Raw genomic sequence first — 26084 nt, forward strand, 5'->3', positions numbered from 1 at the left:
GCTAAAGCAGTGAAGGTAGATGATAGATATGGAAGAATAGCTAGTGGATACACAGCAGATTTAGTTATTTTAGATGAGAAAATAGAGTTAATAGATGTAATAGTAAAGGGGAAAAGCAGAAGGTAGAAAGAATATTTTTAGAATTATATACCTATGAAAAAAAATCCACTGAGTAGACAGACTGTCTACTCGGTAGATTTTTTTTATTGTATAGGAAATTATAAAGGCTCTTTGTCAATTGTGGGGGGATTAGGAAATTCTTAACATAAGCAAATTCCTTAGATTTTCAAATTTTCTGATCCCATAAGATTGTCTTTTTATCACTTTTATTCGATTGTTTATTCCTTCTGCTAATGCATTAGTTTTTTCATAATAGAATGATGCTACAACTTCTGAATACCAGTTTTCAAAAGTTTTTTCTAAGTTTTTTATTTCTGGTATTTTAGATATCTGAACCAGATCAATCCAATCATCAAATTTATTATGTGCTTCTTCCCCTTTGTTTCCAGTTACATATCTATCGAAATAAGCCTTTATGAAGTAAGCTTCTTTTAGGTCCTCGTCTAAACTAACTAATTTTTCTAATCTCCATGTTTGATTTTTTGTTAAGCTATTAGCGTTTTTAGCGAATAATTTCCAATATTTTTTTAGTTTTTTATTCTCTTTTGAATGTTCTTGAGCCTTTATTCTAATTGATTTTATCGCCCATTGAATTTGTCGAACATAATGAAATTTATCAGCAATAATTACTGTATCTTTCCAAGTTCTATTAATAGCTCTTTTAAATGGCAACCACATATCTATTACGCAAATTTCAGGCTTTGTAGTTAATTTTTTAAAATATTTTATTAAAGTCGCCTGATTTCTGTCAGCTAGTACATCATAAAGTTTATTTGTATCTCCGTCACAAAGAGCTACTTGATACTTTCCAGCGTCACTGGTACCTTTAAATTCATCTATATGAAGAACTTTTGGAGACTTTAAATCTTTAACTTCAAAATCAGCCTCTTTATGGAAATACCGCATAACAGTAGTAGTGCTTATTCCTAAATCTAGGGATGTATCTTTAAAATTTAATTTTTTCAATTTGGTTATGATATATTGAATGGCTCTACATGTAATTCTTTTGTGTTTCTCAGCAAATGATAATGCTGAAGAGATTCTTTTACCACAATCAAGACAACGATATCTTTGTTTAGAGACTACAAGTTTAACTGTTTTCCCATGAAAGGGTAAATCAACTAACGTTTGCTTTCTCCAATCATGAATATGGAGTTTAGAGCAGCCGCATTCACAAAGCATACGGTTATCAATCCTTTTAAAAAATAGTATAGTTGTCTCTCCTTGTTCCTCTAAGTTGATAAATCTAACGCCTTCCAATTTTAATAAATTAATGATATTATTACTGTGCATACAAAACCTCCATCATGAGTTTCTAGTCAATTCCTATGATATCAGATTTTGTATGCTTTTTTATTTAATTTATTTTCAAATCCCCCCATTAAGATTATACAGCCATTATAAATTTGAATATTGGTAAAAAAAACTAAAGTTTAGTAAAAAAATAAAGAATTTTTCGGAGGGAAAAGAACTTTAAAAAAAATGAATAAAAAAACGTATGTAAAAAGGAACTTAAAAAATAAGCTTCTTTGAAAGAATTTTCTTTAAAAAAACATCTAATTTGAGATTTAAGGTTTGCTTTGATATTTCTAGTATAAAATCCACATCTTCGAATGACTTTAAACCCTTTAGGATTAATATGTAGAATTAGTCTACTGATAAATTTAAATAATGGAAGAGTAAGAAATATTTTTTCTTTTGTGGCAACGTCAATATACCAAAATGTGACTTGATTCTCTTCAAATTTAGTTATTTTGTACTCAGCAATAGCAGGCCTCATTAGATAACGTTCGATATATTTTAAAATTTGAGAATTATTATCTAAAACATCACCTTTTAAATTAATGAAAAAGTCTTTTTTGTAACCAAGAGAGATGATGTTTTTGGTTTTTTTACATTTAGGGTATGCTTTAGAAATACTTTTAAGAACAAGCTATTTCCAAGAGTTATTAAAAAATTTAGGTGGGAAAAAATCAAGTTTTTTCCATGCGAGGTTCTTCTTGAAACCACCAAGAGAAAGGGTAATGTGAAAATAGCTTATTTACGTGTTCTTTACACAAATTTTATATATGTTTTACACGAATAGCTTATAATTTAATCAAATGAATGAAGGAGGAAAGAATGAATAATGAAAAAATTAAAAAAAAAATTAAGATAGTTCTTTATCTTCTACCGGCAATAATTCCACTTTTGATATTTTGGGTGCTTCCAATGTTAGCAAGTTTGTGTATAAGTTTTACTGATTGGGATTATATGTCGCCGGATTATAACATAGTTGGATTTGAAAATTATGCAGATCTTTTAAAGAATGCAGAATTTTATAAGGCATTTTTTAACACATTTTATTTCTCAGCAGGGGTGGTTGTTCCTACAATTTTCCTAGGGCTTATGGTAGCATTGTTGCTTAAAGAAAAGCTCTGTGGAAGTGGTTTTTACAAGGCTTTTATTTTTTCTCCGTGGATAACACCAACTGTTGCAGTTTCAATTGTCTGGTCTTGGTTTTTCGAACCGGAAAATGGATTAGTAAATCATTTGTTTGAATTATTAAGGCTACAGCCGCTAGAGTGGGCACATAGCTCTAAGTGGGCGATGCTAGTTGTGATAATAGTAACAGTTTGGAAAGGGTTAGGGTGGACAATGATATTTTATTTAAGAGCATTGGAGAGGGTTCCTAAAACTCTCTATGAAGCCGCAAAGGTTGATGGAGCAAGTTCTTTTAGGCAATTTTGGAATGTAACTTTGCCTCTAATATCTCCGACCACATTTTTTTTAATAGTGGTGAATATGATAAATTCCATTCAGGCTTATGATCAAATACAAATACTGACTCAAGGAGGTCCTGCAGGAAGTACAAGAACGCTTCTTTATCTCTATTATCAGAGAGCCTTTGAAAACTTTGATATTGGAGGAGCAACGGCAATATCTATAATTATACTAATGATAACTATGCTGCTCTCAATTATAAACTTAATTATGGCAAAAAAATGGGTTTACTATTAAAAGGAGGTTATATTATGGATAATGTAGGTGTATTACAACGAGAAAAAGTATTAAAAAAAAAGATAAACTTAAAGAGGGAACTCGGTAAAATGTCTATCGATATAGACCCAGTTAAGATTTTTAAACACATTAGTTTGATAGGGATGAGCCTGGCAATGATATTTCCATTCATCTGGATGATCTCGAGCTCTTTAAAGACAAACTATGAAATATGGAATGAACCGTTTAAAATAATCCCTGATGTACCCCAGTGGTTTAGTTTTGTGGATGCCTTTAAATCAGCACCATTTGGAATGTATTTATTTAATAGTGGATTCACAGCAATTATAATAACGTTTATTTTGACAATAAACTCAGCGATGTTTGCATATGCTATAACTCAGTTTAAATTTAAGGGCAGAGGCATACTTTTCGCCATTATTATGGGGATATATATGTTACCAACAGCAGTGACATACGTTCCAAGTTACATAATTTTAGCTAGAATGAATCTTTTAGATTCATATACAGGATTAATATTTTCCAATGCAGCTAGTATATTTGGAATATTTTTATTTAGACAAACATTCTTAAAGGTAAATGAGAGTTTGATAGAGGCAGCTAGGATAGATGGTGCAAGTGAGTGGACTATACTTTGGAAGATAGTCTTTCCAATAACGAAACCAAGTTTTGTTACATTTGGATTAATTACATTTATAACAAATTACAATAGTTATTTGTGGCCATCACTAATAATTAAGAGCCCAGAACGTAGTTTAATATCAATAGGACTTAGGCAGTTTTTTATACAAGATGGTGCATATGGGATTAATTGGTCTCAAATAATGGCAGGAAGTACAATAGCGGTGATGCCACTACTTATTATATTTGTTTTTACTCAAAAGTTTTTCATAAATGGTATAGCGGATAGTGGAGTAAAAGAATAAAGTAAGAGAGATATATATGGAGGATAAGATGAAAAAGATGTTACTCATGTTAGTGATCTTAATAATGTCGTTCACTGGTTGTGGAAAGAAGGAAATAAAAGGGAAAAGTAAGGTAGTCATCGAATACTGGTTTGGTTTAGGTGGGAAACTTGGAGAAAACATGCAGAAAAATATAGAAAATTTTAATGCAAGTCAAGATAAGTATGAGGTAAAGGCAATTGTTCAAGGAAGTTACAGTGAAACTTTTCAAAAACTACAAGCAGCAATGGCGGCAAATAACGCACCAGCAGTAGTACTTTTAAACTCAGAAAAAGCATTTAATATAGGAAAGAGAGATTTAACTGAAGGTTTAGACGAGATGATCCAAAAGGATCCAGGGTTTAATTTAGATGATCTAATAGGAGCATTTAGAGAACAGGTAACATACGAAGGGAAAATCTACGGACTTCCAGCTTATGGTACAACACAGATTCTTTACTATAACAAGAAGGTATTAGAGGAGAATGGATTTACTCTAGAGGATCTTAAAACATGGCAGGGACTAAGCAGGGTGGCTAAAGCTGTTACAAAGAAGGAAAATGGGAAAACAGTGTACTTTGGATGGGAACCTATGTGGGGACACAATAACCTAATAGATGCATCATTAAGTAATGGAGCAAAATACCTCAATGAAGATGGAACAAAGGTAGCTATTAATTCTGAAGAGTGGGTTGAAGTATGGGATCAATTTAGAAAGTGGATACACGAAGACGAGATTATGAGAATTCACGCAGGTGGACAAGGTTGGGCATACTGGTACAAAACAATAGATGATGTAGTTCAGGATAGAACTTTAGGATACACAGGTTCAGCTGGAGACCAGGGAGATCTAAATTTCACCAAACTTGCAGCAGCACCTCAGCCAGGATGGAAGGGGAATTTGGCAAAACCTCAGGCTGGAGCCCAAGTACTTGTCATTCCTAAGGGGACTATGGAAAGAGAGAAGGAAGCGGCATTTGCATTTATGAAATATCTGACAAGTTCAGAGGTAACTGCAAAGTGGTCTATGAATACTGGATATATTGCAGTTAGACAATCGGCAAAGGATACATCGGAGTATAAGGCATATGTAGAGAAGAATCCTCAAGCGTTAGTACCGTTAATTCAAGCCAATACAGGATCACCGGATTTCTTTGATCCTACAAAGGGGAAGATTCTAGATGCATTAAAGATTGCAGCTGACAAGGTAGAACTTGAAAACATTCCTGCAAAGGTAGCTCTGGATGAAGCAGCAAAGAGAGCTCAAAGAGACCTTAATAAGATTTTAAAAAAATAGTGGAGGAGTAATGAAACTAAGAAAAGAATTAAATTCCTCAAAGGTCTTAAGGGAAAAGGTTTTAATAGAAGGAATAAAAGAAAATATAGTCTTTGAATTTAATGTAGATAATGGTCATGTAAATATCTTTATAAAGGATCCAGCTGGAACTTTAAGGGTACAATATGTTAATGGGAGGGCGCCTGAAAAGGTGCTTCTTTCAAAAAAAAAATCTTTTACAAGCGTGGGAACTTATCCAGGGGAACTTCCCTCAGGAGAATGGGAGTTTATCTTTATAAATTTTGAACCTGTGCAAGGAAAAAGAGAGGGTAAGGTGATTTGCATAGTTAAGATAGAAAAAGATGCTGAGGTATTTGAAGGTGAAATTCTTAGATTAGACGATGGATGGACAGACCATGAAAGTAGTGCCGACAGGCTAAAGTTAAAGTATAATTATCAAAATATCCTTTCAAATAAAAGAAGATGGTATAAGGGTGATTTTCATACACATACACAACTATCAGATGGGCATATGAGTCCTACAATAGCTATGGATATGGCACAGAATATTCAGGATATGGATTTTTTCGTGATAACTGATCACAACATGCTAAATACTGGTTTTAAATCTGGGGAAGTTCTTGTTATTCCTGGGGTTGAAGTAACAAGTCCCATGGGACACTTTAACATATTGGGAGCAAAGGACGAAAGGGTACTGCCAATTGAAAGAGAGATGGACCTGGATTATGTGGAAGAGATAATGGATAGGGCTAAGGAGCAGGAAGCTCTATGTAGCATAAATCACTCGATGATGGATCCGTGGCACTGGCAATTTGAGGATTTGAACCTAGAAAAGATAGATACCCTTGAAATATGCTGCGATCCAACTTTTTCTTCGAGCCCATCATCCACAGAGAAGGCCTTGAATGTAATAGATATTCTTTGGAACGAGGGATATAAAATATATGGGGTAGGGGGAAGTGATTGTCACCTCCTACCAACGGAAAGATATAAAGGTTCAAACAAACCATCACTATATGGAGACCCTGGAACATATGTTCTCTCAGAAAACCTAAGTGCAAATGAGGTACTGAAAGCGGTAAAAATGGGAAGGATCTATGTTTCAAGGGATGTAAAACTTTTCCCTGAAATAATAGGTGAAAAAATTTACTACCCAGGAGAAGAGGTATTTGAAAGAAATCTAAAATATCAAATTTCAGTAAGGGAAATAGTGGAAGAAATAGAGATACTATTGATTATAGATGGAAAGACAACCGAAAAAAGGATACTTATCAAAGATGGAGAGGTAAATTTTAACCTTTGCTTAGAAGGTAATTACAGTTGGGTAAGGGCAGAAATTAGGAATGTGAAAGGAGATTTCTTAGGTTATATTAACCCAGTTTACTTTGGGAAAAAAGAAAAAGAAGTATTTAACTGGAAACAAGTATTAGAAAAGATGGAGGAGAGGCAATGAAAATTAAAGGAATCTTATTTGATAAGGATGGAACTTTGATAAAGTTTGGTTCTATGTGGATATCGATAAGTAAAAATATCATTGGAGACATTTTTAAAAAATATAATATAGATGGAGGAGAAGCTCTTATAGAAAAGCTTTTTCTGAAGATTGGTATTTCAGGTCACGAAGTGGATGGGAGGGGATTGCTGGCAACAAAAACAGTCTTTGAGATTGCTGACGCTTGGTATGAAGCTCTAAGAAATATAGTTGAGTTAGAGATAGATGAATTTAGGGGATATGTGAAGGAAAGATTTAATTTTCATAGTGTAGCCCAGGGCATTGAGATAGAGATAATAGATGGAGTGGAAGAGATCTTAAGATCCCTTAAGAATAAGGGAACATACCTGGGAGTAGCAACTGCCGATACAAAGGAGTCAACAGAATTCTCACTAAAAATGACAGGGATTTACCATTACTTTGATTATATAGGTACAGATGATGGAACAACAAAAAAAAACCTCATCCAGAACTATTTGAAAGATTTTGTTTAAAATTCTCTCTAAAGAAAGATGAAGTATTGATGGTAGGGGATACCATATGCGATATGGAATTTGGAAGAAACTCAGGAATAAAATCAATTGGAGTTTTGTCTGGTGTAGGAGTTCAAGATGATTTGAAAGGAAATGCACATAAGGTCATTCCTTCTGTGGGACATCTAGAAGAGGTTCTATGAATAATAAACTCCTCAGTGGACACATAGATCTACTGGTAAGTGCTATATTATGGGGAGGTTCCATTGTAGTATTGAAGAATCTTATATGGGATATCCCACCTATGACAATTAATTTCTTTAGGTTCTTTATAGCAGCATTGACATTGTTTTTTATAGCATGGCATAAAAAGGTTTCAATCAAGATAGAGAAAAAAGAGATAACCCCATTGGTTATCAAGGCTTTGACTGGTGTTAGTCTGTATTATTTCTTAGAAACACTATCTCTCAAATATCTGGAAGCTTCTATAGTTGGTATAATTTTAGGTATAATTCCTATATTTACTCTAGCTGTTGATATAGTTTTAAATGGTAGAAGGGTGAAACCGTTCTTAGTTTTGTCCTTTGGACTTTCTATTCTAGGAATAGGATTAACAGTGGCAGATAGCTTGGAAACAAGATACTTAAATGGAAGTTTATTAGGATATTTGCTGATATTTGGGAGCAACTGTTCCTGGGTATTCTACACATATATTTCTAAGAAATATAACTCGGATTGTCCAAACTTAATAGCTATAGCCTACCAGATGTTATTTGCGAGCTGGGCATTTATTCCAGGTTTATTTACAGAGATCCCTAAAATAAGTTTGGATTTAAACTGGTATATGGTGAGTTTACAGATAATCTTACTGGCACTTCCCTCATCTGCGTTTGCCTATTATTTTTACTTTAGGGGGCTAAAAAAAATAGATATGAGTATAGCATCGCTTTACTTAAACCTAATCCCGGTAATATCATTAATTTCCAGTTGTTTGTTTTTAGGAGAAAAATTGACGATCTTTAAAACAAGTGGAGCACTATTGGTAGCACTATCCCTTGCTTCAATGGTATTTGCAGGGAATGATATTTTGGGAGGGAAAAATGGTAGAGGTAGTGTCTAGAGAGGAATTTTTTAAACTTCACCACTGATATGATTTTTTTTACATTAATATTTTTCGTCTTTCTATTAAAAAAAACCTCTTCTCAATTACTAGATAGTGTTTCTAATAGTTAGGAGAGAATATAAATTTATACTAAATTTTGTTAAAACTCGGATGTAAATTAATAGATGTCAAAAAATCTCTATAAATTTTGTATGATTCATAACAGAAAAAAAGGTTTTTATTTATAATATTCTCTTTTAAGTAGACTCATCAAAATTTCATCGTGATATTTTCCTTGTCTAAAAAGTTCCTCTCTTAGAACACCTTCTCGAGTAAAACCACATTTTTCATAACATTTAATAGCTCTTTCGTTGAAAGAATAGACACATAGGGCTATTTTATTGACATTTATCTCCTCAAATATAAATTTAACCAAGGTATTTATGGCATCGCTTCCATAGCCCTTACTCCAATATTCCTTATCTCCTATAAATATTCCGATAACAGCTTTTCTATTCTTCCAATCGATCTGATTTATTCCACATCCTCCAATATATAGACCTTCTAGAGTTTCCAAAGCAAATGTATAAGTATCTTTTACAGCACTGACATTACTATACCATTTTTCCTCATCTTCTAATGTGTATGGATAGGGCACTCCGATCTGCAAATTTTTTCTTACCTCAAAATCATTTAAAAACTCCTTAGCTTTTTCTATATCTTCCTTTCGGTATTCCCTCAATCGTACTAATTGCCCTTGATACATCTTTTTTCCTCCCTAAAAATATTTTTTTAATAAAATTATACTCTATAAATAAAAATCTTCCAAAAAGAATATTTAGTTTTGTTGACATTGTATTTAAAATAAAGTAATAGTATGATACAGAAAAAATAATGTAAATTTTAATAAAAGTAATTTCTATATTTTGATTTTAAAGGAGAAAAACAAGGTTTTTGGTAGATTAAATATATAAATAAAAAAGGAGGGAACAGATGAATTATTATTTAGATGTGTTGAGAAAATGGAAAAATTTTGGAGGGAGGTCTGACAGAAGGGAATATTGGACATTTATATTGGTCAATTTTGCAATAAATATAGGGTTGGCTATGGCGGAACAAATGATTTCTCCTGAAAATAGTATATTTTCAGGAATATATGCGTTATTTATATTGATTCCAGGGGTTGCAGTAGCCATAAGAAGATTACATGACATAGGAAAAAGTGGATGGATGCAATTGATTATATTGATTCCATTAGTAGGTTGGATATGGTTTCTTATCTTAATGGCTAAAGAGGGGGAAAGCGGTAAAAATCAGTATGGAGATCATTTGAGAGGAACAAGGTTTTAATAAAATAGAATTTATAAAAGGATGTATACTATGAAATGGGAAAAATTACTGGATGTAAAATATTTTAGGGATAAAGATATAGAAAACCAATTGGAGGAATTAAAGAAAGATTCTTCCAAGATTATTTTTAGTTCGGCTTTTAGGAGGTTACAAAATAAGACTCAAATATACCCTTTAGAGAGTAATGATTTTGTTAGGACAAGACTGACTCATTCTATAGAAGTATCTACAATAGCACAAATAATAGGAAGTAAAGTGGAGAAAAAGCTCATAGAGATGGAGGAGTTACCAAAAGGGAAAAAAGGTATGATAGAAAGTATTTTAAAGGCAGCATCTCTAGTACATGATATAGGAAATCCTCCTTTTGGTCATTATGGAGAATTTATCATTCATGACTTTTATACTAAATATTTTGAAGAAAAATTTGAAAATAATGTTGATTTCTATGGACATCTTTGGTCAATGGAAGAACGATATGACTTTGAAAAGTTTGAAGGAAATGCTCAAGCTTTTAGACTCCTAAAAAAACTCCAATATCTAAGAGATGAAAATGGACTTAATCTATCATTTCAAACTTTGGCTACAATAATAAAATATCCTAGATCTTCCACAGAGGGATGTAAAACAAATGAAGATCCTAGTTATAAAAAATTTGGATATTTTTCTAGTGAGAAGGAATCATTTAAAAAAATATTTGATTCTTTAGAAATAAAAAATAAAGATGGCAAAACAGCAAGATATCCACTGGTTTATTTATTAGAAGCAGCAGATGATATTGCATATACAATAGCAGATATTGAGGATGGCTGTAAAAAAGGTGTTTTAGGATTAGGTATTATAAAAGAAAAATTATTTAAATATTGTGATATAACCAGTGAAAAAGAAAAAGAAATATTGAAGAGTCTAGAGGTTATAGAAGTTGATTTAGATTATCCAAAACCTTTTGAGATTGCTATCCAAGTAACTAGAAAAAAATTACAAAATTTTATGATGGATTCAGTTATAGATACTTTTATAGAGTATTATGATGAAATTATGGAAGGAAATTATAAGGGGGAACTCCTCAAGAATTCAAAGGCATCCTGGGTAGAATATGCTTTCCGTGAACTTTTAGAAATATTGATAAGTGAGAAAGAAGTAATAAAATTAGAGGTAGCAGGAGATGCAATAATCAGAGTTTTGCTCAAAGAGTTTACAGATGCAGTAGCCTCACCTAATAGAGATATAATAGGGACCAAGGAACAAAAATTATTTCGATTAATATCTAGTAATTATAGATTTTTAATGAAAAAATATCCAGACACAGAAAATAAATTATACAATGAATTGCACTTAGTCTCTGATTTTGTCTGTGGAATGACAGATACTTATGCTTTAGACTTATATCAGGCTATTACAGCTATAAAATATTAAGATGAGGAGGAGATCTTATGGATATAAATATGATATTTTTTTTAAATGTAATATTTGTATCTATAGTCAATCTTGTAGGAGGGGAGGGAGCTTTGCTTTGTTCCCTTTTGTTTATTTTAGGAGTTTATATTAAGAAAAAAGAAAAGATGTTAGTACTGATTTTGATAGGGATGACGATATTTTTATATATAAATTATAGTACAAGAACCATGGAAAAATTGAGTGAAAATAGAGTATATGAATTTCAAATGGAAGTGATATCAGATAGAGCTAAGATAATAAAAGTCGATGGGAAATATTTAAAAACTAGCTATTATCCTATTTTGGATAAGTTTTTAGAGGAGGGATCATACAATACTCTAGGAAGAGCAGGAAAAATAGAAGAAAATAGGGTAGAGATATCTATTTTAAAAGAAGAAAAAATAGAGACTAGGATCAGAGATTTTTTAAATAATAGAGCAGATAAAGTAGGATCTGAGTTTTCTTATGAATTTCAAAACTTCATTAAGGCTGTTTTATTGGGAAGAAAAGAGGGAATATCTGAAGAGATAAGAAAAAAATTTAACTATACAGGAACTTCTCATATTCTTGTAATATCAGGGCTTCATATAGGAATAATAATATTGTCTATATTGACAATATTGAAAAGGCTTCCCTATCAGGTAAGATATTGGTTGGCAGGAGTAATTCTTACAGCTTATTGTTATGGGGTAGGATTTACTCCATCTGTTCAGCGTGCCTATATTATGGGAATATTATATTTGGCTGCTAAAATTTTTTATGAGGAAAGGGAGATGATAAAAGCATTGATGGTGGCTTTTATAGTTTCTAATGTTATTAATCCCTATGCTATTAGGAGTATTTCTTACCAGATGTCCTACTTAGCTCTTGTAGGAATATTATTTTTAGATCCCAAAGTCAAAAAACATTTAGGAGAGTTCCTACCTAAAAAAATAATGAAATATAATATTGTTAAATTTCTTATACTGAGTTTTTCCATTCAAATTATTTTGATACCTATATTTTTATATTATTTTAGAGTATTGCCCTTGTTTTCCTTTATACCAAATTTAATAGTTATTCCAATGGGTTCAGCTACAGTGCTTATGTTATTTATATCTCTCCTACTGTCCTTTGTAGGACTAGAAAAAATATTGATTCCAATTGGGTATATGCTTTACAAAATTTTGATTTTTATAATAGATATGTTTTCTAAAATTCCATTTTTGACTTTGGCATTTTATGATAGAATCTCCTTATTATTATATATCTTTCTATATGTTATAATATTGTTATTCATCCTTTTTAAAAGGGAAAAAATAAGAAGATACTGGTATATATCTTTAGGGATAATTCCTTTAATATTTTTAGTACCATCTCAGAGAATAGAAAAATTAGATTTGAAATGGGTAAACTATAGGAGTATTCCTAACAAAGTATTATTTTTGAATAAAAAATTAGAAAGAAGAGACCTTCTTTTATTGAAAGATAACGGAATAAATAGGTTAGACTATATAGTTACATCCTATGATATGAAAAACAAAGAATTAAAGAAAGCTTACCCAAATGCTATAGAGACAATACTAAATAAGGGTGAGGGAATAAGGGTAGGAGATGAATATTTTATAAATGAAAAAGGAAAGATAAAGATAAAGTGAAAATAAAGAGGAGTTAAAGTATGAAAGAGTTTTTTGAAAATTTTAAATATGTAAATAGGGATATGCCTAAATCGACTAAGATTCTCTATGGAGGTTTGGCAGGTTTATTATTGGTATTTATGATAGGTCGTTTAATTAAAACACCAATGATCCTTATTATGATAGGAGTTCTGATGGTGTCGATAATATTACATGAATTAGGCCATGGAATGATAGCCTATCTAAATGGAGATCCTACAGCTAAGATAATGGGACGTTTGACACTAAATCCTATAAAACATATAGATCCTTTGGGAATGCTATTGCCTATGGGCCTTATCTTAATGGGATCTTCTTTTGTTATAGGATGGGCAAAACCTGTTCCTGTAAATTATAGAAATTTAAGAAAGGGAGAATTTAGTGTTTTTATGGTATCTATAGCTGGAGTGGTAGTGAATTTTACCTTAGCTTTTTTAGGTGCTAGTATAATTAAGTTTTTTCCAGAAATATACACGACAAATGATGTAGTTCGTATGGCGACAAGTTATTTAATTAGAATAAATTTAGTTTTAGGAATATTTAATCTCCTACCTATCCCACCTTTAGATGGCTCTAAGATTCTTTGGAGTTTGGGAGGAGACTGGATAAAAGATATAATCGAAAGCTTAGATAGATATGGATTTTTTATAATAATTGCACTAAGTTATCTAGGAATCTTATGGCAGATAATAGATCCAATATTTGAATTTTTGGTAAAGATATTAAATATGTATATTATGTAATATCGATGATATCATAATGAATAAAAAAAGATTAGGAGTGTAAAAAAGAAATGTTTTTTGAAATTACAAATTATATAGGGATTATAGCTTTTGCTATATCAGGGATGTTAAAGGGATTAAAATATAAGTTAGATATTTTTGGGGTAACGGTATTAGGTGTAACCACTGCAGTAGGTGGAGGGATTCTTAGGGATATGCTCTTAAACGAGATCCCAGGATCATTACTCAATGAGAGAGATGCATATTTAGCCATAGCTATATCATTAGTTAGTTATCTTTTTTTACATAATAAACTAGAGGGAAGTAAAAAAATCTCAAGGTTTATAATGATATCCGATGCGTTAGGATTAGCAGCATTTACAATAATTGGGGCTGAAAAAGGCGTAAACGCTAATTTAGGACCATTTTCTACTGCTGTAATGGCAACTTTGACTGGTGTGGGAGGAGGAGTAATAAGAGATTTATTGGTTTCTGAAATCCCATTTGTGCTGAAAGAAGATATTTATGCTGCCTTATGTGCAGTAGGAGGACTTTTATATTGGTTTTTAGTTTTAGCCAATCAGAATATGTTGGGAAGGGAAAATTTAGCTTATGGGATATTTATAGTGCTGTTTGTGATAAGACTCGTAGCTATTAAATATAAATTAAATTTACCTAGTAAATTTAGGGAGAAAGAACATGAAAACTATAAAAAATGAGAGCACAATAAAATTTGAGATAAAAAAATCTAAATTTATAGGATATATCAAGCCAATTTTTACTAAGAGTGAAGCAGAGGAGTTTATAAAACTAATAAAGTTAAAACATCCAGATGCAAGACATAATTGCAGTGCATATAAGGTTTTGGAAAATGGTCAAGAATACTATAAGGTCGATGATGATGGAGAACCTAGTGGGACAGCAGGAAAGCCCATGGGAGAGATCTTAAATATATTGAATCTAGATAATTTAGTGGTAGTAGCTACTAGATATTTTGGTGGGATAAAATTAGGGGCTGGAGGGCTTATTCGAAATTACGCTAAAACTGCAAAATTAGCTATAGAAGAAGCCGGAATAGTAGAATGGAGCTCCAAAATAAATGTAGTGATAGAATTTTCTTATGATAGATCTTCTCAGATAGATAAGTTATTAGAAGGAGAAGAGGAATTTTCTAAAGAATATGGAGAACAAATTCTATACAGAGGAAGAGTTTCAGAAGATGTCCTTTTAAAGCTAAAAGAAATAAGAGGAATTATATTGATAGAAAACTAAGGTTGAATTTTTCAACCTTTTTTTGTTGATAACACTTGTCCTTAGTGAACTTTAATCTAGGTCTCGGTGAGTCTCTGTGTCAAAAAATAAAAATTTCTGTTCAATAGCAGTAAAATCTTTAATTAGTCTAAACTTGGTGGTAAAACAAGTTCTAAAGAGTCCCTCTTTAATACGGGTTCATTTCTCAGCTTGATTTGAAAAACGAACCAAAGAGGATCAAGAAGATTTCCTTACTCTTCCTTTTTATGGTTTCTCGATTGACGAGTACGAAATTTTCTTCTAGTTATAAGAAAATTACGATGTCAAAGAGAAACCGAAGCAATAACATCTGGTCTTAATAAGTAAGTCACAATTGTCATTGTAGAAACAGTACTGCTGAAGTAGAACGACTATAAATTTCGATTAAGCTCTTAAGCAAAAATAAAACATGTTATCTGTGTAGATCAGAGATCTTTCTGTGTATCTCGAAAGAGATCCGCGTTCTACAGATTTATATATTTTCTTGAGGAGTTTCGTGTAGATGTTTAGGTTTTATAAAACTGAGATAATTTGTGTAATTAGTGATAAAAAGTCTTTAAGTTTTTAATTCGTGTTTTACGAGTCAAATATTAGTGTCGGAAATAAGTAATGGGTAGTTTTGAATCAAAAATCTTACTTGAAAAAAATACGGAAAAAAAGTATTATCTATTAGAAGTAAAAATTAAAATCAGAGGGGGAATTATGAAAGATTATATGAAAGAATATGAAGTATGGTTAAATTCACCATATATAGATATAGAGGATAGGGAAGAATTGGCTTCTATAAAAGGAGATGAAAAGGAAATAGAGGAAAGATTCTATACTGAATTAGCATTTGGTACAGGAGGATTAAGAGGAATTAGAGGAAACGGAATCAATAGAATGAATAAATATATGATAAGAAAAGCAACTCAAGGGTTTGCTAAGTATTTATTAGAAGTAGATGCAGAAGCTGTAAGAAAAAAAGGTGTTGTAATAGCTTATGATTGCAGAATTGGGTCGGTAGAATATTCATTGAATACAGCTTTAGTATTGGCTGCCAATGGCATTCCAGCATATTTATTTGAATCTCTTAGATCTACACCAGAGCTATCATTTGCAGTAAGAGAATTAGGGACTCAAGCAGGTGTAGTAGTAACTGCATCACATAATCCAGTAGAATATAATGGATATAAAGTTTATTGGAATGACGGAGCTCAATGTGTAGAGCCTCATGCCAGTGGAATAGTAAATGGTGTAACTAGTATCAAAGATTTAGGAGAGATTAAAATTATCTCTAAAGAGGAAGCTAAGTCTAAAGGTTTATTAACTATAGTAGGGAAAGATTTAGATGATAAATATATGAATATTGTAAAAACTGAGCAGATTATAACTGATATTTCAAATAAAGCAGATTATAAGATTGTATATACTCCATTACATGGAACAGGAAGAGTCCCTGTACAAAGAGTATTAGATGAATGTGGATTTAAATCTGTATATACAGTGCCAAGTCAAGAGATGCCAGATGGGACATTCCCTACAGTGGGATATGCAAACCCTGAAGATCCAGCAGTATTTAAATTAGGAATTGAATTAGCTAATGAAAAAGGTGCTTCTATTGTAATGGCAAATGATCCTGATGCAGATAGATTAGGAATAGCGGTAAAAGATAAAAAGGGTAACTGGTCATATCCAAATGGAAATCAAGTAGGACTATTACTAATGGAATACATCTTGAAATTTAAAAAGGATATTCCTTCTAATGGTGCAGTAATTTCTACTGTAGTATCTACTCCTATGCTAGATGAAGTAGCAAAAGCACATAGTGTAAAAATGTATAGAACATTGACTGGGTTTAAATTTATAGGTGAAAAAATTAAGCAATTTGAAGATGGAGTTTTAGATGGAAGTTATGTATTTGGATTTGAAGAATCTTATGGATATCTAATTGGTACCCATGCTAGAGATAAAGATGCCATTGTAACTACTATGATCTTATCTGAGATGGCAGCTTATTATGATTCTATTGGAACAGATATTCCAGCAGAATTAGATAAGATGTATGATAAATATGGATGGTATAGAGAAGGAATCACGGCAATAACTATGAGTGGAAAAGATGGAGCAAAGCAAATTACAAATATCATGAAAACTTTAAGAGAAAATACTCCTAAAAAACTATTAGGACAAGATGTTGTAATAGTAAGAGATTTCGAGTTACAGATAGAATGTGATAAGGTAGCTTGTACAGAGATCAAATTAGATCTTCCAAAATCTAATGTACTTCAATTTGTTTTAGCTGATGGAACATATATAACAGCTAGACCATCTGGAACTGAGCCAAAAATAAAATATTATTTTGCTGTAAAATCAGATAGTAAATTAAAGGTAGAAAGAAAATTAAAAGGAACTATGGTAGAATTTGGAGAATTTACAAAGGGGTTATAGAGTACTAACAATTTAGAAAGGAGAATCTACGGATTCTCCTTTCTTTTTAGTTATTTTATAAAATATATGTTAATATGTAATATAAAATTGAAGTAGGAGTTGAAAGAGAATGGAAAATGAAAATCATGTATTAAAGATAAAAGAGAAGGTAGCTGATCATATAGATGGGAGATTTATTTCAAATGTTATAGAGGGAGAATTTATATATACTCTAAAATATTGTAAATTAGATAAAGTAAAATTTGGATATAAATTTATGCTTATGCTTTTTAAAACTAGTTATGATGGAGAAAGATTTGTAAATGAAGGATGTGTAGATAATATCTTAATAGGATTTGATAAGGTATATAAGACAGACCTTAGAAATAAAAAAGTTAGAGAGATCTATTTATCATTATTTGAAAAAATTAATAAGATGAAAAAAGACCTTGCAGAAGAAAAGAAAGTTATATGGAAAGAAATAGTTCCAATGATTAAAGCGGACATTATAAATATGAAGCATGATTTGAAAAATATGTAAAAAAAAAGAGCTCTTGCTCTTTTTTTTTACATAAAAAATTATAATTATTTGGATGCAACGTCACGTTGCTTTTAATATAATTCTATATAATACTCACTTAATTTTTCATAATTTGTAATAATTATTCTTCTTTTATCTTTTTTTATTAGCCCTTTCTCAATGAATTTTTTTAAAACTCTGTTGAGATGTCTATAACTAGTACCCAAAAGTTGAGAAAGATCAATAAAACTATTAGACTCTATTAAAATTTCATCGCCTTTTTCTACAGCGTGGGTGATTAGATAGTTAGCTAAAACATGCTCAAAACTATATGAAGAGGAGATGATATTTGAATTAACAGTAGTTTGTAATTTATTTAATGTAGAACTATACAGGTATTTCCAAAATATCGGATCATTGGCAATTAATTTTGCAAAGACACACATACTAATACCAATTACTGTAGTATCTTCAGTGGCAATAATATCATATTTTGAATATGGATTATTGATTATTTCCATTTCTCCTAACATCTCTAGAGGTTTACTATAATCGATTAGGAGAGATTTTCCATTCTCTAAATTTAAAACGATTTTGGTTCCACCGGTGACCAATAAATAAAAATAATTTACCTTTTCAGAGGAGGTAAATAGATGTTCATTTTTTTTAAATTGATAAAGGGTCATATGTTTTTCAAGATTATTTGAAAAAATCGAGTTAATATTATATAATTCAATATATTTTTTTAATAAATTGGGACTTTTAATGATTTTCATAAACTATACCTCTCTTTTAAAGTTGATTTTATGGGTAAAAAAAGGACATAGGACCTATTTTTATTGATAGTATTATACTATCATATTACCATAAAAAAATAAATCAACTCATATAAATTTGTGATATGGACAAAAGTTTCTACGGCTAACCTAAATTGGCCACTATGAGTAAATTGCGAGCAGTTTACTTTTGGGTAAGCTGTTTTTAGTTTTTGTATATATAAATAAAGTATTGTTGATATTGTTTAAAAAATTAGGAGGAACAAAAAGATGAAAAGAATAATAATATTTTTAATGGGGTTAAGCTTGATCTTATTAACTGCTTGTGGAAAAGAGGAAAATTCTAAGAAGGCAGAAAATAAAGGCGTAAAAAAAGTTGATTATAAAGTAGGAATAGTACTTGGTTTAGGTGGATTAGGAGATAAATCTTTTAGTGACTCAGCTTATGAAGGTCTTTTAAAAGCGGAAAAAGAATTAGGAGTAAAAATTAAATATGTCGAGCCTACAACACTTTCAGAATTTGATCAATTCTTTACTGAATTTGCAGAAGCAAACTATGATCTTATAATTGGTGTAAGTTTTGATGCTGAAAAAGGTATTGAAAAGGTAGCGAAAGAATATCCAGAAAGTAATTTTGTAATTATAGATTCAGTTGTAGATTTACCAAATGTAAAATCTATAATTTTTAATCAAAAAGAGGGTTCTTTTTTGGCAGGAGCTTTAGGACAAATGGTAAGTAAAAATAATTCAATTGGATTTATAGGAGCAGTAGAAGCACCAGTAATCAAAAGTTTTTATGAAGGTTATGAGCAAGGAGCACTTTATATGAATCCAAATATGGAAGTAAAAGATATATATGTTGGGGGAAGTAATCCATTTAATGATCCTGCTAGAGCAAAGGAACTAGCTATATCAATGGTAGAAAATGGCGTAGATGTTATTTTCACAGTAGCAGGTGGGTCTGGTAGAGGAGTTATGGAAGCTATAAAAGGTAGAGACGATCTTTATGGAATTGGTGTAGATTCAAATCAAGATGGAGAAGTAGAAGGAAAAATATTAACTTCGATTTTAAAAAGAGTAGACATATCTGTATTTAATGCAGCTTCAGAAGGATTAGCTGGTAACTTTACAGCTGGAATAGATATTTTAGGATTAAAGGAAAATGGAATGGCAACTACTAACTTTGAATTTTCTAAAGAAGTTATAGGGAAAGAAAATTTAGCTAAATTAGAACAAATAAAGAAAGATTTAATTTCAGGAAAAATTAAAATGAAATAAATAAAAAAGTCTCCAAATTTGGAGGCTTTTTTATTGTATAGGAAATTATAAAACCTTTTTTTTAATATAATATCACATTATTTTTTAGATCTCTGTAGAATATTCATTTATAGCATCTTTATCTAACGTGAGGATACTTTTTCGATCTTTTTTGATGATTCCTGAGTCTATAAAAAACTTTATAATTCTAGTTAAATTACGATAACTAACATTTAATTCTTTGGATAGTTCATTTAAAGATTTGAAGGTGATAAGGTGATTATTTTTAACTAAATGAAGAGCTAAGATATTTTTAAGGTTAAAGCCTTCTTTTAGGAGAATAGCCCTATTTGTTTTTAATAATTTTTTGGTAGAAGCTACTCCTAAAAATCTCCATAACTGGTAATTATTACTTAAATTTGCTTCAATATCTTTAAATGAAATACTCATGATAAGGGTGTTATTAGAGTTTGCCGTTACATCAAATAACATAGAAGTTTCTCCTAAATATTCTACTTCTCCAAATATTTCTGGAGGGGAGAGTTTATTAATAAATATACTCCTTCCATTGGCTAAAAAAGAGTAAATATCAATTCCTCCAGACAAGATGAAATATATGTTTTTTATTTCGTCTTTTGCATTGACTATATTTTCTCCTTTAGAGTATTTTTTTAATTTGAATAAATTAGTATTTTCCTTGGAAAATAAGTTATTTAATTTATATTTATCTATAAAATTTTCTATGATTAGACCGCTTTTCATCTGTTCACTCCCTATTTTTGCCACCTGTCCTATAATTAATCTATAAAATTTTATATCATACTTTTAGAAGAAAATCAAAATAAAAATGGGAATGTAAGAGGAAATAAAAAATAATAAGTTATAATATATACGTGTAGTTGTATTATACAGGAGGGAAAAATGAGAATAGTTGATATTATCCAAAAGAAAATGGAAAAAGAAGTTTTAACCGGTGAAGAGATAAGATTTTTATTAGAAAATTATCAAGCAGGAGAAGTACCTGACTATCAAATTGCATCTTTTTTAATGGCTGTCTATTTTAATGGTATGAATACAGAGGAATTAAAAGTATTTACAGAAACTATGATAGATTCAGGAGATACAATAGATTTTCCTGGTGTGGAGAAATTCTTGATAGATAAACATTCTACAGGAGGGGTAGGAGATAAAACAACTATTGCCTTAGCTCCTATATTTGGTGCACTGGGAATGGGAACAGCAAAATTGTCTGGGAAGGGACTGGGTCATACTGGTGGTACTATAGATAAATTTGAATCGATAAAAGGGTTTAAATTTAGTAATTCAAAAGAAGAGTTGATAAAAATAGTAAATGAAACAGGAACAGGACTCATGGGTCAGGCAGAATCAATAGTTCCTTTAGATAAAAAACTTTATGCACTAAGAGATGTTACAGCTACTGTATCTAGTATTCCGCTTATTGCCAGCTCTATAATGAGTAAAAAATTGGCAGTTCATGCAGATGCAATAATTTTAGATGTAAAGGTGGGATCTGGAGCATTTATGAAGGATCTAAAAGAAGCACGTAAATTAGCTCAAACAATGTATGATTTAGGGAAGGCGTTTGATAGAAATATCGTATGTATGTTGACTAATATGGATGAACCACTTGGAAATGCTGTAGGGAACTCACTAGAAATAGTAGAAGCTATAGAAACTCTAAAGGGAAATGGTCCAAAGGACTTTACTTATTTAGTAGAAGTATTAGGAGCACAGGCACTTATCCTAAAAGGTGATGTAAAAACACTTGAAGAAGGAATAGAAAAAGTAAAAGAAGTTATAAAAAACGGAAAAGCTCTTGAGATGCTAAGAAGTTTTATAAAAGGAAGTGGTGGTAATTCAGATATCTGTGATGATTATTCATTACTTAATATAGCTACTGAAACTTTTGAATTTAACGTAAAAGAAAGTGGATATATAAAACATATTGATGCTGAAAAAATAGGTAAAGCGGCTATGATGTTAGGTGCAGGAAGAGCTACAAAAGATGATGTAATAGATCATTCAGTTGGATTAATAATACATAAAAAAGTAGGAGACCAGTTTGAATCAGGAGAAGCTATTTTGACTCTATACCATCAAAATAATGTGAGAGAAGAGATCATAGAAACGTTAAAAGGGGCTTTTGTATTTTCTAAAGAGAAAGTAGAAAAGATTCCTACAATATTAGATATGATTGGGTAAATGACTTTTACGATGCCATAAAGAGGTAGAACAGAAGAGAGAGTTCTGAAATTAGTGTATAAGAAGTGGAGGGAGTAAAAAATGAGAATAAACAAGTATATAGATCACACAGTATTAAAGGCTATCGCTACAGAGGCAGATATAATAAAACTATGTAAGGAAGCCCGTGAATATAAATTTTTTTCAGTATGTATAAATGAATCTTATGTATCAATAGCTAAAAAAGAATTAGAGGGATCAGATGTAAAAATTGCGGTAGTAATAGGCTTTCCACTAGGAGCTATGTCTAAAGATGCAAAGATATTTGAAGCTAAGAAGTGTATTGAAGATGGAGCAGATGAGATTGACATGGTAATAAATATTGGATTCTTAAAAGATGGTAAATTTGACGAGGTAGAATCTGAGATTAGAGAAATAAAAGAAACTATTGGAACTCATATATTAAAAGTTATTCATGAAAATTGTTACTTAACAGACGCAGAAAAAAGAAAAGCCTGTGAACTTTCCGTAAGTGCAGGAGCGGATTTTGTAAAAACTTCTACAGGATTTGGAACTGGAGGATCTACATTTGAAGATGTAGCACTTATGAAAGAAGTAGTAGGAAATAAAGCACAGATAAAAGCTGCTGGAGGAGTAAGAGATATAGAAACTGCTATGAAATATATTGAGATGGGAGTTACTAGATTAGGAACTTCTTCTGGGGTTAGTTTGGTAAGTACAGGAAAAGCAAAAGAAGATGAATACTAAACTATTTCAATTATTATAGTATAGATTATATTAAAAATAAAATCAAAATGAGAGTACTGTTTACAGTATTCTTTTTTTGATTTTAGATTGTTTTAAAGAAATGAAAATTAATTAAATATTAAGACTTAATCAAATATGTTAAAATAAAAAGATGATAAAATTTATTTGTGTGAGATTAAAATGAATAGAAAACTTTCATTTTGAATGGGAGTAAAAAAATAAAAAAGTTGATTTAAAAAAAAATGAGGTATATTATGCTATATATAATAAAAGTATAATATGTGATTTGTTTATAAATAAGAGGTGAAATTATGAGAGTTGGTATAATTTGTATGAGTGATAAAGGGTCTAAAGGAGAGAGGGAAGATCTAAGTACAAAAGTAATTATAGAGTGTGTAGAAAACTTTGGATATGAAGTTATTGTGACTGATCTCATTCCAGATGAAGGAGATATTATAGAAAAAAAATTATTAGAAACTGTGGAAAGAGGAGATATAGATTTGATCTTAACTACAGGAGGAACAGGGTTTTCTCCAAGGGATGTAACACCAGAAGCAACTTTAAAAATTATAGAGAGGTTGACACCTGGGATACCAGAGGCTATGAGGGCCTTTAGTATGAAGATTACTAATCGTGGGATGCTATCTCGTGGCGTGGCTGGAATTAGAAAGAATACACTAATAATTAATCTTCCTGGAAGCCCTAAAGCGGTAAGGGAAATATTAGAATATATGTTAGAACCGATAGATCATGGTCTAGAAATTTTATTGAAAAAAACAGGCGATTGTGCGAGAAAGTAGAGGGGGGAATATGCTAGATTCATATAGTAGAAATATAGATTACTTAAGAATTTCATTGACAGATAGTTGTAATTTTAAATGCAAATATTGTAGTCCCCAAGATAATATACATTGCTTTGAAAAAAGTATGTCACAGCAACAGATCATAGATTTGGTAAAACTATTTTCAAAAATGGGGATAAAAAAAATCAGATTAACAGGTGGAGAACCTCTGTTAAGAAAAGATTTAGTAGAGATAGTTCGTGGAATAAAAAGTATAGATAAGATAGAAGAAGTTACAATGACTAGTAATGGATTGTTGTTATTAGATAAACTAGAAGAGCTAAAAAAAGCTGGATTAGATAGAGTTAATCTGAGCTTAGATACATTTAAAAGAGATAAATTTAAAGATATAACAGGGGTAGATGGTTTAAATAAGATTTTGTTATCTATAGATAAATTAGAAGAGTTGAATATGGTTCCTATAAAGATAAACTGTGTACTCCTCAATAATTTTAATAGTGATGAAATAGAAGATTTTATAAAATTTACAAAAGATAGAAAAGTTCAAGTAAGATTTATTGAACTTATGACAATGGGAGATAATATAGAGTGGGGGAAAGGGAAATATTATTCAGCGGCAGAAGTCATAAAAAAACACAGTGAATTAAGATTTTATAGGGAAGAAAATATAGCTAAAATTTATAAAATACCCAATTCAAAGGGAGAAATTGGTTTTATATCTCCTAATTCAAATAAATTTTGTTCATCTTGCAATAGAATAAGATTAACTTCTGAAGGGAAGTTAAAACTGTGTTTACATTCAGATAAAGAGTACGATATGTTAGAAATTTTAGAGGGAAAAGATCCAATGAAAGCACTGAAAGAGATTATGGGTGAAAAACCCAAAGAACATAGGTTAGATGAAAAAAAATATATAAAGAAAAATATGGTGAGCATTGGTGGTTAATCGGGGGTCTATCTGGATGCAACGTCACGTTGTTTATTTATTGCGAAGCAAACTTAAAAAGGGAAAAATATGGATTATATATTAAATGGATTTATAAGGGCATTTCAACTGATAATTTCTTTGAATAAGGAGTTGTATGAAGTTATATTCCTTTCAATAGGAGTAGCTCTTATCTCAACAACAATAATATCAGTTGTATTTATACCTATAGGATTAAAGCTGGGGCTAAGAAAATTTAAGGGAGAAGTTTTTTTTGCTAGAACAATATTCTCTTTGATGGGTATCCCATCAGTAGTAGTAGGGCTGTTAGTAGCTTTAGTTTTATCTAGAAACTCAGTATTTGGATTTTTACAGCTCCTATACACTCCTACAGCTATTATAATAGCTCAGTCATTTTTAATTTTGCCTCTATGTCTCAGTTTGACCTATACACTTAGTCGATCCAAGGCACGAAAAATAAATAGAGTAGGGAAAATATTAGGCGGAAAGAGAAAAGATAGATTGTTTTTAATCCTATTGGAACTAAAAGATGAATTGTTAATTATAGTTATAACCTGTTTTTCTCGTGCTATAACAGAGGTAGGGGCAGTAATGATAGTAGGAGGGAACCTAAAGGGTTCTACTAGGGTAATGACGACCTCTATCTCTATGCTAAATTCAATGGGGGATTATTCTACAGGAATAGCCTTGGGGATAATATTATTAGGGATTACATTTTTGATTAATAATTTCATATATGTTCATAAGATTGAGGTGAATAACTAATCATGAAAAAAGATATTAAGATTAGAAATCTAAAAAAAACTTTTAATAGAAAAGACGTTTTAAATATTCCTGAACTCACTTTTAAAAATGGAGGAATCAGTTATTTAGTTGGTGAAAATGGAGCAGGAAAATCGACTTTACTAAATATTTTGGCTAAGATAGATAAGGAATATCAGGGTGAAGTAGAAGATTCTTTTATAGACAATGAAATCTCACTAGTAGATGCAAATCCATATATGCTAAAAGGGAATGTCTATAAAAACATTGAATATCCATTAAAAATAAGAAAAAGAGAGAATATAGAAGAAAGAATGACAATTCTTTTGGATATATTTAATTTGAAGACATTAAAAAATAAAGAAGCTTCTAAACTTTCTAGTGGGGAAACTCAAAAAGTTGCAATTGTAAGAGCACTCTCATTTTCTCCGAAATTACTCATGTTAGATGAACCTACAGCAAATTTAGATAAATTAGCTAAACTAGAACTTATAGATATTTTGGAAAAGTATAATCAAAAAGGTAATACAATAATTGTTGTAACTCATGATCATGGTTTTTTTGAGAATTTGAAGGGAGAAAAAATAGTTCTAGAAAAATGTAAGAATCAGATAAAAGAGAGGTTTAAAATATGAATTTTTTAAAGGTAACTGATATAGATGATATAGAGGGATTAATTTTAAAAAAAATACCTACATTAGAAGGGAAAAAAGAAACTTGTAAATTGGAACACTCATTGGGTAGAATACTATGTGAAAATGT

At 30.8% G+C, this 26084-nt stretch carries 27 protein-coding genes, 1 pseudogene and 1 riboswitch; of the genes and pseudogenes, 23 read left to right on the forward strand and 5 right to left on the reverse strand.

Annotated elements, in window-relative coordinates; translation table 11 throughout:
- Window positions 1-9: 9 nt before the first annotated feature.
- Window positions 10-126 carry a hypothetical protein gene (locus WBG30_RS06200; RefSeq protein ID WP_424503803.1) on the forward strand — a complete coding sequence of 39 codons (117 nt, stop codon included), beginning with the start codon at window positions 10-12 and terminating at the stop codon, window positions 124-126.
- A gap of 123 nt (window positions 127-249) precedes the next feature.
- Here the strand turns inward: WBG30_RS06200 and WBG30_RS06205 are convergent, their stop codons facing one another.
- Together WBG30_RS06205 and WBG30_RS06210 are read right to left on the reverse strand one after the other, a co-directional pair.
- Window positions 250-1413: an ISL3 family transposase gene (locus WBG30_RS06205; RefSeq protein WP_424503778.1), complete on the reverse strand. Its 1164-nt coding sequence runs from the start codon at window positions 1411-1413 to the stop codon at window positions 250-252.
- A 133-nt stretch (window positions 1414-1546) separates the two neighbouring features.
- Window positions 1547-2038 (reverse strand): transposase, encoded by a 492-nt coding sequence (locus WBG30_RS06210; protein ID WP_424503804.1) that lies wholly within the window; start codon window positions 2036-2038, stop codon window positions 1547-1549.
- Between the two features lie 203 nt (window positions 2039-2241).
- Between WBG30_RS06210 and WBG30_RS06215 the strand changes: the two genes are divergently transcribed.
- The 7 genes and pseudogenes from WBG30_RS06215 to WBG30_RS06245 all read left to right on the forward strand — a co-directional run bounded on the left by WBG30_RS06215 (window position 2242) and on the right by WBG30_RS06245 (window position 8446).
- The gene (locus WBG30_RS06215; protein ID WP_424503779.1) at window positions 2242-3120 is read left to right on the forward strand and encodes a carbohydrate ABC transporter permease; all 879 of its coding nucleotides are present in this window, start codon (window positions 2242-2244) and stop codon (window positions 3118-3120) included.
- A 14-nt stretch (window positions 3121-3134) separates the two neighbouring features.
- Window positions 3135-4046 (forward strand): carbohydrate ABC transporter permease, encoded by a 912-nt coding sequence (locus WBG30_RS06220; RefSeq protein WP_424503780.1) that lies wholly within the window; start codon window positions 3135-3137, stop codon window positions 4044-4046.
- Window positions 4047-4074: 28 nt separating this feature from the next.
- On the forward strand, window positions 4075-5361 hold the full coding sequence (locus tag WBG30_RS06225) for an extracellular solute-binding protein (protein ID WP_424503781.1): 1287 nt from the start codon (window positions 4075-4077) through the stop codon (window positions 5359-5361).
- Window positions 5362-5371: 10 nt separating this feature from the next.
- The gene (locus WBG30_RS06230) at window positions 5372-6814 is read left to right on the forward strand and encodes a CehA/McbA family metallohydrolase (protein ID WP_424503782.1); all 1443 of its coding nucleotides are present in this window, start codon (window positions 5372-5374) and stop codon (window positions 6812-6814) included.
- Window positions 6811-7347, forward strand: a complete 537-nt coding sequence (locus WBG30_RS06235; protein ID WP_424503783.1) for an HAD hydrolase-like protein — start codon at window positions 6811-6813, stop codon at window positions 7345-7347. The genes WBG30_RS06230 and WBG30_RS06235 overlap by 4 nt, the downstream gene beginning before the upstream one ends.
- 14 nt (window positions 7348-7361) lie before the next feature.
- A pseudogene (locus tag WBG30_RS06240) lies at window positions 7362-7529 on the forward strand (HAD family hydrolase); the annotation flags it as partial.
- Window positions 7526-8446: a DMT family transporter gene (locus tag WBG30_RS06245; RefSeq protein WP_424503784.1), complete on the forward strand. Its 921-nt coding sequence runs from the start codon at window positions 7526-7528 to the stop codon at window positions 8444-8446. The pseudogene WBG30_RS06240 and the gene WBG30_RS06245, both read left to right, overlap by 4 nt.
- Window positions 8447-8666: 220 nt before the next feature.
- Here the strand turns inward: WBG30_RS06245 and WBG30_RS06250 are convergent, their stop codons facing one another.
- Window positions 8667-9194 carry a GNAT family N-acetyltransferase gene (locus tag WBG30_RS06250; protein WP_424503785.1) on the reverse strand — a complete coding sequence of 176 codons (528 nt, stop codon included), beginning with the start codon at window positions 9192-9194 and terminating at the stop codon, window positions 8667-8669.
- A gap of 227 nt (window positions 9195-9421) precedes the next feature.
- Here WBG30_RS06250 and WBG30_RS06255 point away from each other — a divergent pair, with 227 nt between their 5' ends.
- The 8 genes from WBG30_RS06255 to WBG30_RS06290 all read left to right on the forward strand — a co-directional run bounded on the left by WBG30_RS06255 (window position 9422) and on the right by WBG30_RS06290 (window position 17829).
- Window positions 9422-9778, forward strand: coding sequence for a DUF805 domain-containing protein (locus WBG30_RS06255; RefSeq protein WP_424503786.1), 357 nt, complete (start codon window positions 9422-9424; stop codon window positions 9776-9778).
- A gap of 30 nt (window positions 9779-9808) precedes the next feature.
- Entirely contained in the window at window positions 9809-11191 is a 1383-nt protein-coding gene (dgt, locus tag WBG30_RS06260; RefSeq protein ID WP_424503787.1) for a dGTP triphosphohydrolase, read from the forward strand.
- A gap of 17 nt (window positions 11192-11208) precedes the next feature.
- Window positions 11209-12849, forward strand: coding sequence for a ComEC/Rec2 family competence protein (locus tag WBG30_RS06265; RefSeq protein WP_424503788.1), 1641 nt, complete (start codon window positions 11209-11211; stop codon window positions 12847-12849).
- Window positions 12850-12869: 20 nt separating this feature from the next.
- Window positions 12870-13610 carry a site-2 protease family protein gene (locus WBG30_RS06270; protein WP_424503789.1) on the forward strand — a complete coding sequence of 247 codons (741 nt, stop codon included), beginning with the start codon at window positions 12870-12872 and terminating at the stop codon, window positions 13608-13610.
- Between the two features lie 50 nt (window positions 13611-13660).
- Complete coding sequence (locus tag WBG30_RS06275; RefSeq protein ID WP_424503790.1) at window positions 13661-14308, forward strand: trimeric intracellular cation channel family protein; 648 nt, start codon at window positions 13661-13663, stop codon at window positions 14306-14308.
- Window positions 14289-14861 (forward strand): IMPACT family protein, encoded by a 573-nt coding sequence (locus WBG30_RS06280; protein ID WP_424503791.1) that lies wholly within the window; start codon window positions 14289-14291, stop codon window positions 14859-14861. The genes WBG30_RS06275 and WBG30_RS06280 overlap by 20 nt, the downstream gene beginning before the upstream one ends.
- A gap of 720 nt (window positions 14862-15581) precedes the next feature.
- On the forward strand, window positions 15582-17309 hold the full coding sequence (locus WBG30_RS06285) for a phospho-sugar mutase (RefSeq protein WP_424503792.1): 1728 nt from the start codon (window positions 15582-15584) through the stop codon (window positions 17307-17309).
- A gap of 109 nt (window positions 17310-17418) precedes the next feature.
- On the forward strand, window positions 17419-17829 hold the full coding sequence (locus WBG30_RS06290; RefSeq protein ID WP_424503793.1) for a hypothetical protein: 411 nt from the start codon (window positions 17419-17421) through the stop codon (window positions 17827-17829).
- Between the two features lie 71 nt (window positions 17830-17900).
- Here the strand turns inward: WBG30_RS06290 and WBG30_RS06295 are convergent, their stop codons facing one another.
- Window positions 17901-18584: a Crp/Fnr family transcriptional regulator gene (locus tag WBG30_RS06295; protein ID WP_424503794.1), complete on the reverse strand. Its 684-nt coding sequence runs from the start codon at window positions 18582-18584 to the stop codon at window positions 17901-17903.
- An 88-nt stretch (window positions 18585-18672) separates the two neighbouring features.
- Window positions 18673-18769: riboswitch (purine riboswitch) on the forward strand.
- 85 nt (window positions 18770-18854) lie between these two features.
- On the opposite strand from WBG30_RS06295, the gene WBG30_RS06300 reads away from it, so the two are divergent.
- The gene (locus WBG30_RS06300) at window positions 18855-19862 is read left to right on the forward strand and encodes a BMP family lipoprotein (protein WP_424503795.1); all 1008 of its coding nucleotides are present in this window, start codon (window positions 18855-18857) and stop codon (window positions 19860-19862) included.
- Between the two features lie 84 nt (window positions 19863-19946).
- Here WBG30_RS06300 and WBG30_RS06305 read toward each other — a convergent pair whose 3' ends face one another.
- Window positions 19947-20603, reverse strand: coding sequence for a Crp/Fnr family transcriptional regulator (locus WBG30_RS06305; protein WP_424503796.1), 657 nt, complete (start codon window positions 20601-20603; stop codon window positions 19947-19949).
- Window positions 20604-20762: 159 nt separating this feature from the next.
- Here WBG30_RS06305 and WBG30_RS06310 point away from each other — a divergent pair, with 159 nt between their 5' ends.
- The 6 genes from WBG30_RS06310 to WBG30_RS06335 all read left to right on the forward strand — a co-directional run bounded on the left by WBG30_RS06310 (window position 20763) and on the right by WBG30_RS06335 (window position 25957).
- Window positions 20763-22064: a thymidine phosphorylase gene (locus tag WBG30_RS06310; RefSeq protein WP_424503797.1), complete on the forward strand. Its 1302-nt coding sequence runs from the start codon at window positions 20763-20765 to the stop codon at window positions 22062-22064.
- An 81-nt stretch (window positions 22065-22145) separates the two neighbouring features.
- Window positions 22146-22811 (forward strand): deoxyribose-phosphate aldolase, encoded by a 666-nt coding sequence (gene deoC / locus WBG30_RS06315; protein ID WP_424503798.1) that lies wholly within the window; start codon window positions 22146-22148, stop codon window positions 22809-22811.
- Between the two features lie 311 nt (window positions 22812-23122).
- Window positions 23123-23611 (forward strand): MogA/MoaB family molybdenum cofactor biosynthesis protein, encoded by a 489-nt coding sequence (locus WBG30_RS06320; RefSeq protein ID WP_424503799.1) that lies wholly within the window; start codon window positions 23123-23125, stop codon window positions 23609-23611.
- A 10-nt stretch (window positions 23612-23621) separates the two neighbouring features.
- Window positions 23622-24560 carry a GTP 3',8-cyclase MoaA gene (gene moaA / locus WBG30_RS06325; protein ID WP_424503800.1) on the forward strand — a complete coding sequence of 313 codons (939 nt, stop codon included), beginning with the start codon at window positions 23622-23624 and terminating at the stop codon, window positions 24558-24560.
- Between the two features lie 69 nt (window positions 24561-24629).
- Window positions 24630-25325 carry an ABC transporter permease gene (locus WBG30_RS06330; RefSeq protein ID WP_424503801.1) on the forward strand — a complete coding sequence of 232 codons (696 nt, stop codon included), beginning with the start codon at window positions 24630-24632 and terminating at the stop codon, window positions 25323-25325.
- Between the two features lie 2 nt (window positions 25326-25327).
- Window positions 25328-25957 carry an ATP-binding cassette domain-containing protein gene (locus tag WBG30_RS06335; protein WP_424503802.1) on the forward strand — a complete coding sequence of 210 codons (630 nt, stop codon included), beginning with the start codon at window positions 25328-25330 and terminating at the stop codon, window positions 25955-25957.
- Window positions 25958-26084 lie beyond the last annotated feature (127 nt).

The organism is Psychrilyobacter sp. (assembly GCF_049671765.1).
GTDB lineage: Bacteria > Fusobacteriota > Fusobacteriia > Fusobacteriales > Fusobacteriaceae > Psychrilyobacter.

Excerpts from the sequence above, each read along its gene's own strand:
- WBG30_RS06205 (WP_424503778.1), bottom strand. The coding sequence starts at position 1,413 with ATGCACAGTAATAATATCATTAATTTATTAAAATTGGAAGGCGTTAGA.
- WBG30_RS06215 (WP_424503779.1), top strand. The coding sequence starts at position 2,242 with ATGAATAATGAAAAAATTAAAAAAAAAATTAAGATAGTTCTTTATCTT.
- WBG30_RS06220 (WP_424503780.1), top strand. The coding sequence starts at position 3,135 with ATGGATAATGTAGGTGTATTACAACGAGAAAAAGTATTAAAAAAAAAG.
- WBG30_RS06225 (WP_424503781.1), top strand. The coding sequence starts at position 4,075 with ATGAAAAAGATGTTACTCATGTTAGTGATCTTAATAATGTCGTTCACT.
- WBG30_RS06230 (WP_424503782.1), top strand. The coding sequence starts at position 5,372 with ATGAAACTAAGAAAAGAATTAAATTCCTCAAAGGTCTTAAGGGAAAAG.
- WBG30_RS06235 (WP_424503783.1), top strand. The coding sequence starts at position 6,811 with ATGAAAATTAAAGGAATCTTATTTGATAAGGATGGAACTTTGATAAAG.
- WBG30_RS06245 (WP_424503784.1), top strand. The coding sequence starts at position 7,526 with ATGAATAATAAACTCCTCAGTGGACACATAGATCTACTGGTAAGTGCT.
- WBG30_RS06250 (WP_424503785.1), bottom strand. The coding sequence starts at position 9,194 with ATGTATCAAGGGCAATTAGTACGATTGAGGGAATACCGAAAGGAAGAT.
- WBG30_RS06255 (WP_424503786.1), top strand. The coding sequence starts at position 9,422 with ATGAATTATTATTTAGATGTGTTGAGAAAATGGAAAAATTTTGGAGGG.
- dgt (WP_424503787.1), top strand. The coding sequence starts at position 9,809 with ATGAAATGGGAAAAATTACTGGATGTAAAATATTTTAGGGATAAAGAT.
- WBG30_RS06265 (WP_424503788.1), top strand. The coding sequence starts at position 11,209 with ATGGATATAAATATGATATTTTTTTTAAATGTAATATTTGTATCTATA.
- WBG30_RS06270 (WP_424503789.1), top strand. The coding sequence starts at position 12,870 with ATGAAAGAGTTTTTTGAAAATTTTAAATATGTAAATAGGGATATGCCT.
- WBG30_RS06275 (WP_424503790.1), top strand. The coding sequence starts at position 13,661 with ATGTTTTTTGAAATTACAAATTATATAGGGATTATAGCTTTTGCTATA.
- WBG30_RS06280 (WP_424503791.1), top strand. The coding sequence starts at position 14,289 with ATGAAAACTATAAAAAATGAGAGCACAATAAAATTTGAGATAAAAAAA.
- WBG30_RS06285 (WP_424503792.1), top strand. The coding sequence starts at position 15,582 with ATGAAAGATTATATGAAAGAATATGAAGTATGGTTAAATTCACCATAT.
- WBG30_RS06290 (WP_424503793.1), top strand. The coding sequence starts at position 17,419 with ATGGAAAATGAAAATCATGTATTAAAGATAAAAGAGAAGGTAGCTGAT.
- WBG30_RS06295 (WP_424503794.1), bottom strand. The coding sequence starts at position 18,584 with ATGAAAATCATTAAAAGTCCCAATTTATTAAAAAAATATATTGAATTA.
- WBG30_RS06300 (WP_424503795.1), top strand. The coding sequence starts at position 18,855 with ATGAAAAGAATAATAATATTTTTAATGGGGTTAAGCTTGATCTTATTA.
- WBG30_RS06305 (WP_424503796.1), bottom strand. The coding sequence starts at position 20,603 with ATGAAAAGCGGTCTAATCATAGAAAATTTTATAGATAAATATAAATTA.
- WBG30_RS06310 (WP_424503797.1), top strand. The coding sequence starts at position 20,763 with ATGAGAATAGTTGATATTATCCAAAAGAAAATGGAAAAAGAAGTTTTA.
- deoC (WP_424503798.1), top strand. The coding sequence starts at position 22,146 with ATGAGAATAAACAAGTATATAGATCACACAGTATTAAAGGCTATCGCT.
- WBG30_RS06320 (WP_424503799.1), top strand. The coding sequence starts at position 23,123 with ATGAGAGTTGGTATAATTTGTATGAGTGATAAAGGGTCTAAAGGAGAG.
- moaA (WP_424503800.1), top strand. The coding sequence starts at position 23,622 with ATGCTAGATTCATATAGTAGAAATATAGATTACTTAAGAATTTCATTG.
- WBG30_RS06330 (WP_424503801.1), top strand. The coding sequence starts at position 24,630 with ATGGATTATATATTAAATGGATTTATAAGGGCATTTCAACTGATAATT.
- WBG30_RS06335 (WP_424503802.1), top strand. The coding sequence starts at position 25,328 with ATGAAAAAAGATATTAAGATTAGAAATCTAAAAAAAACTTTTAATAGA.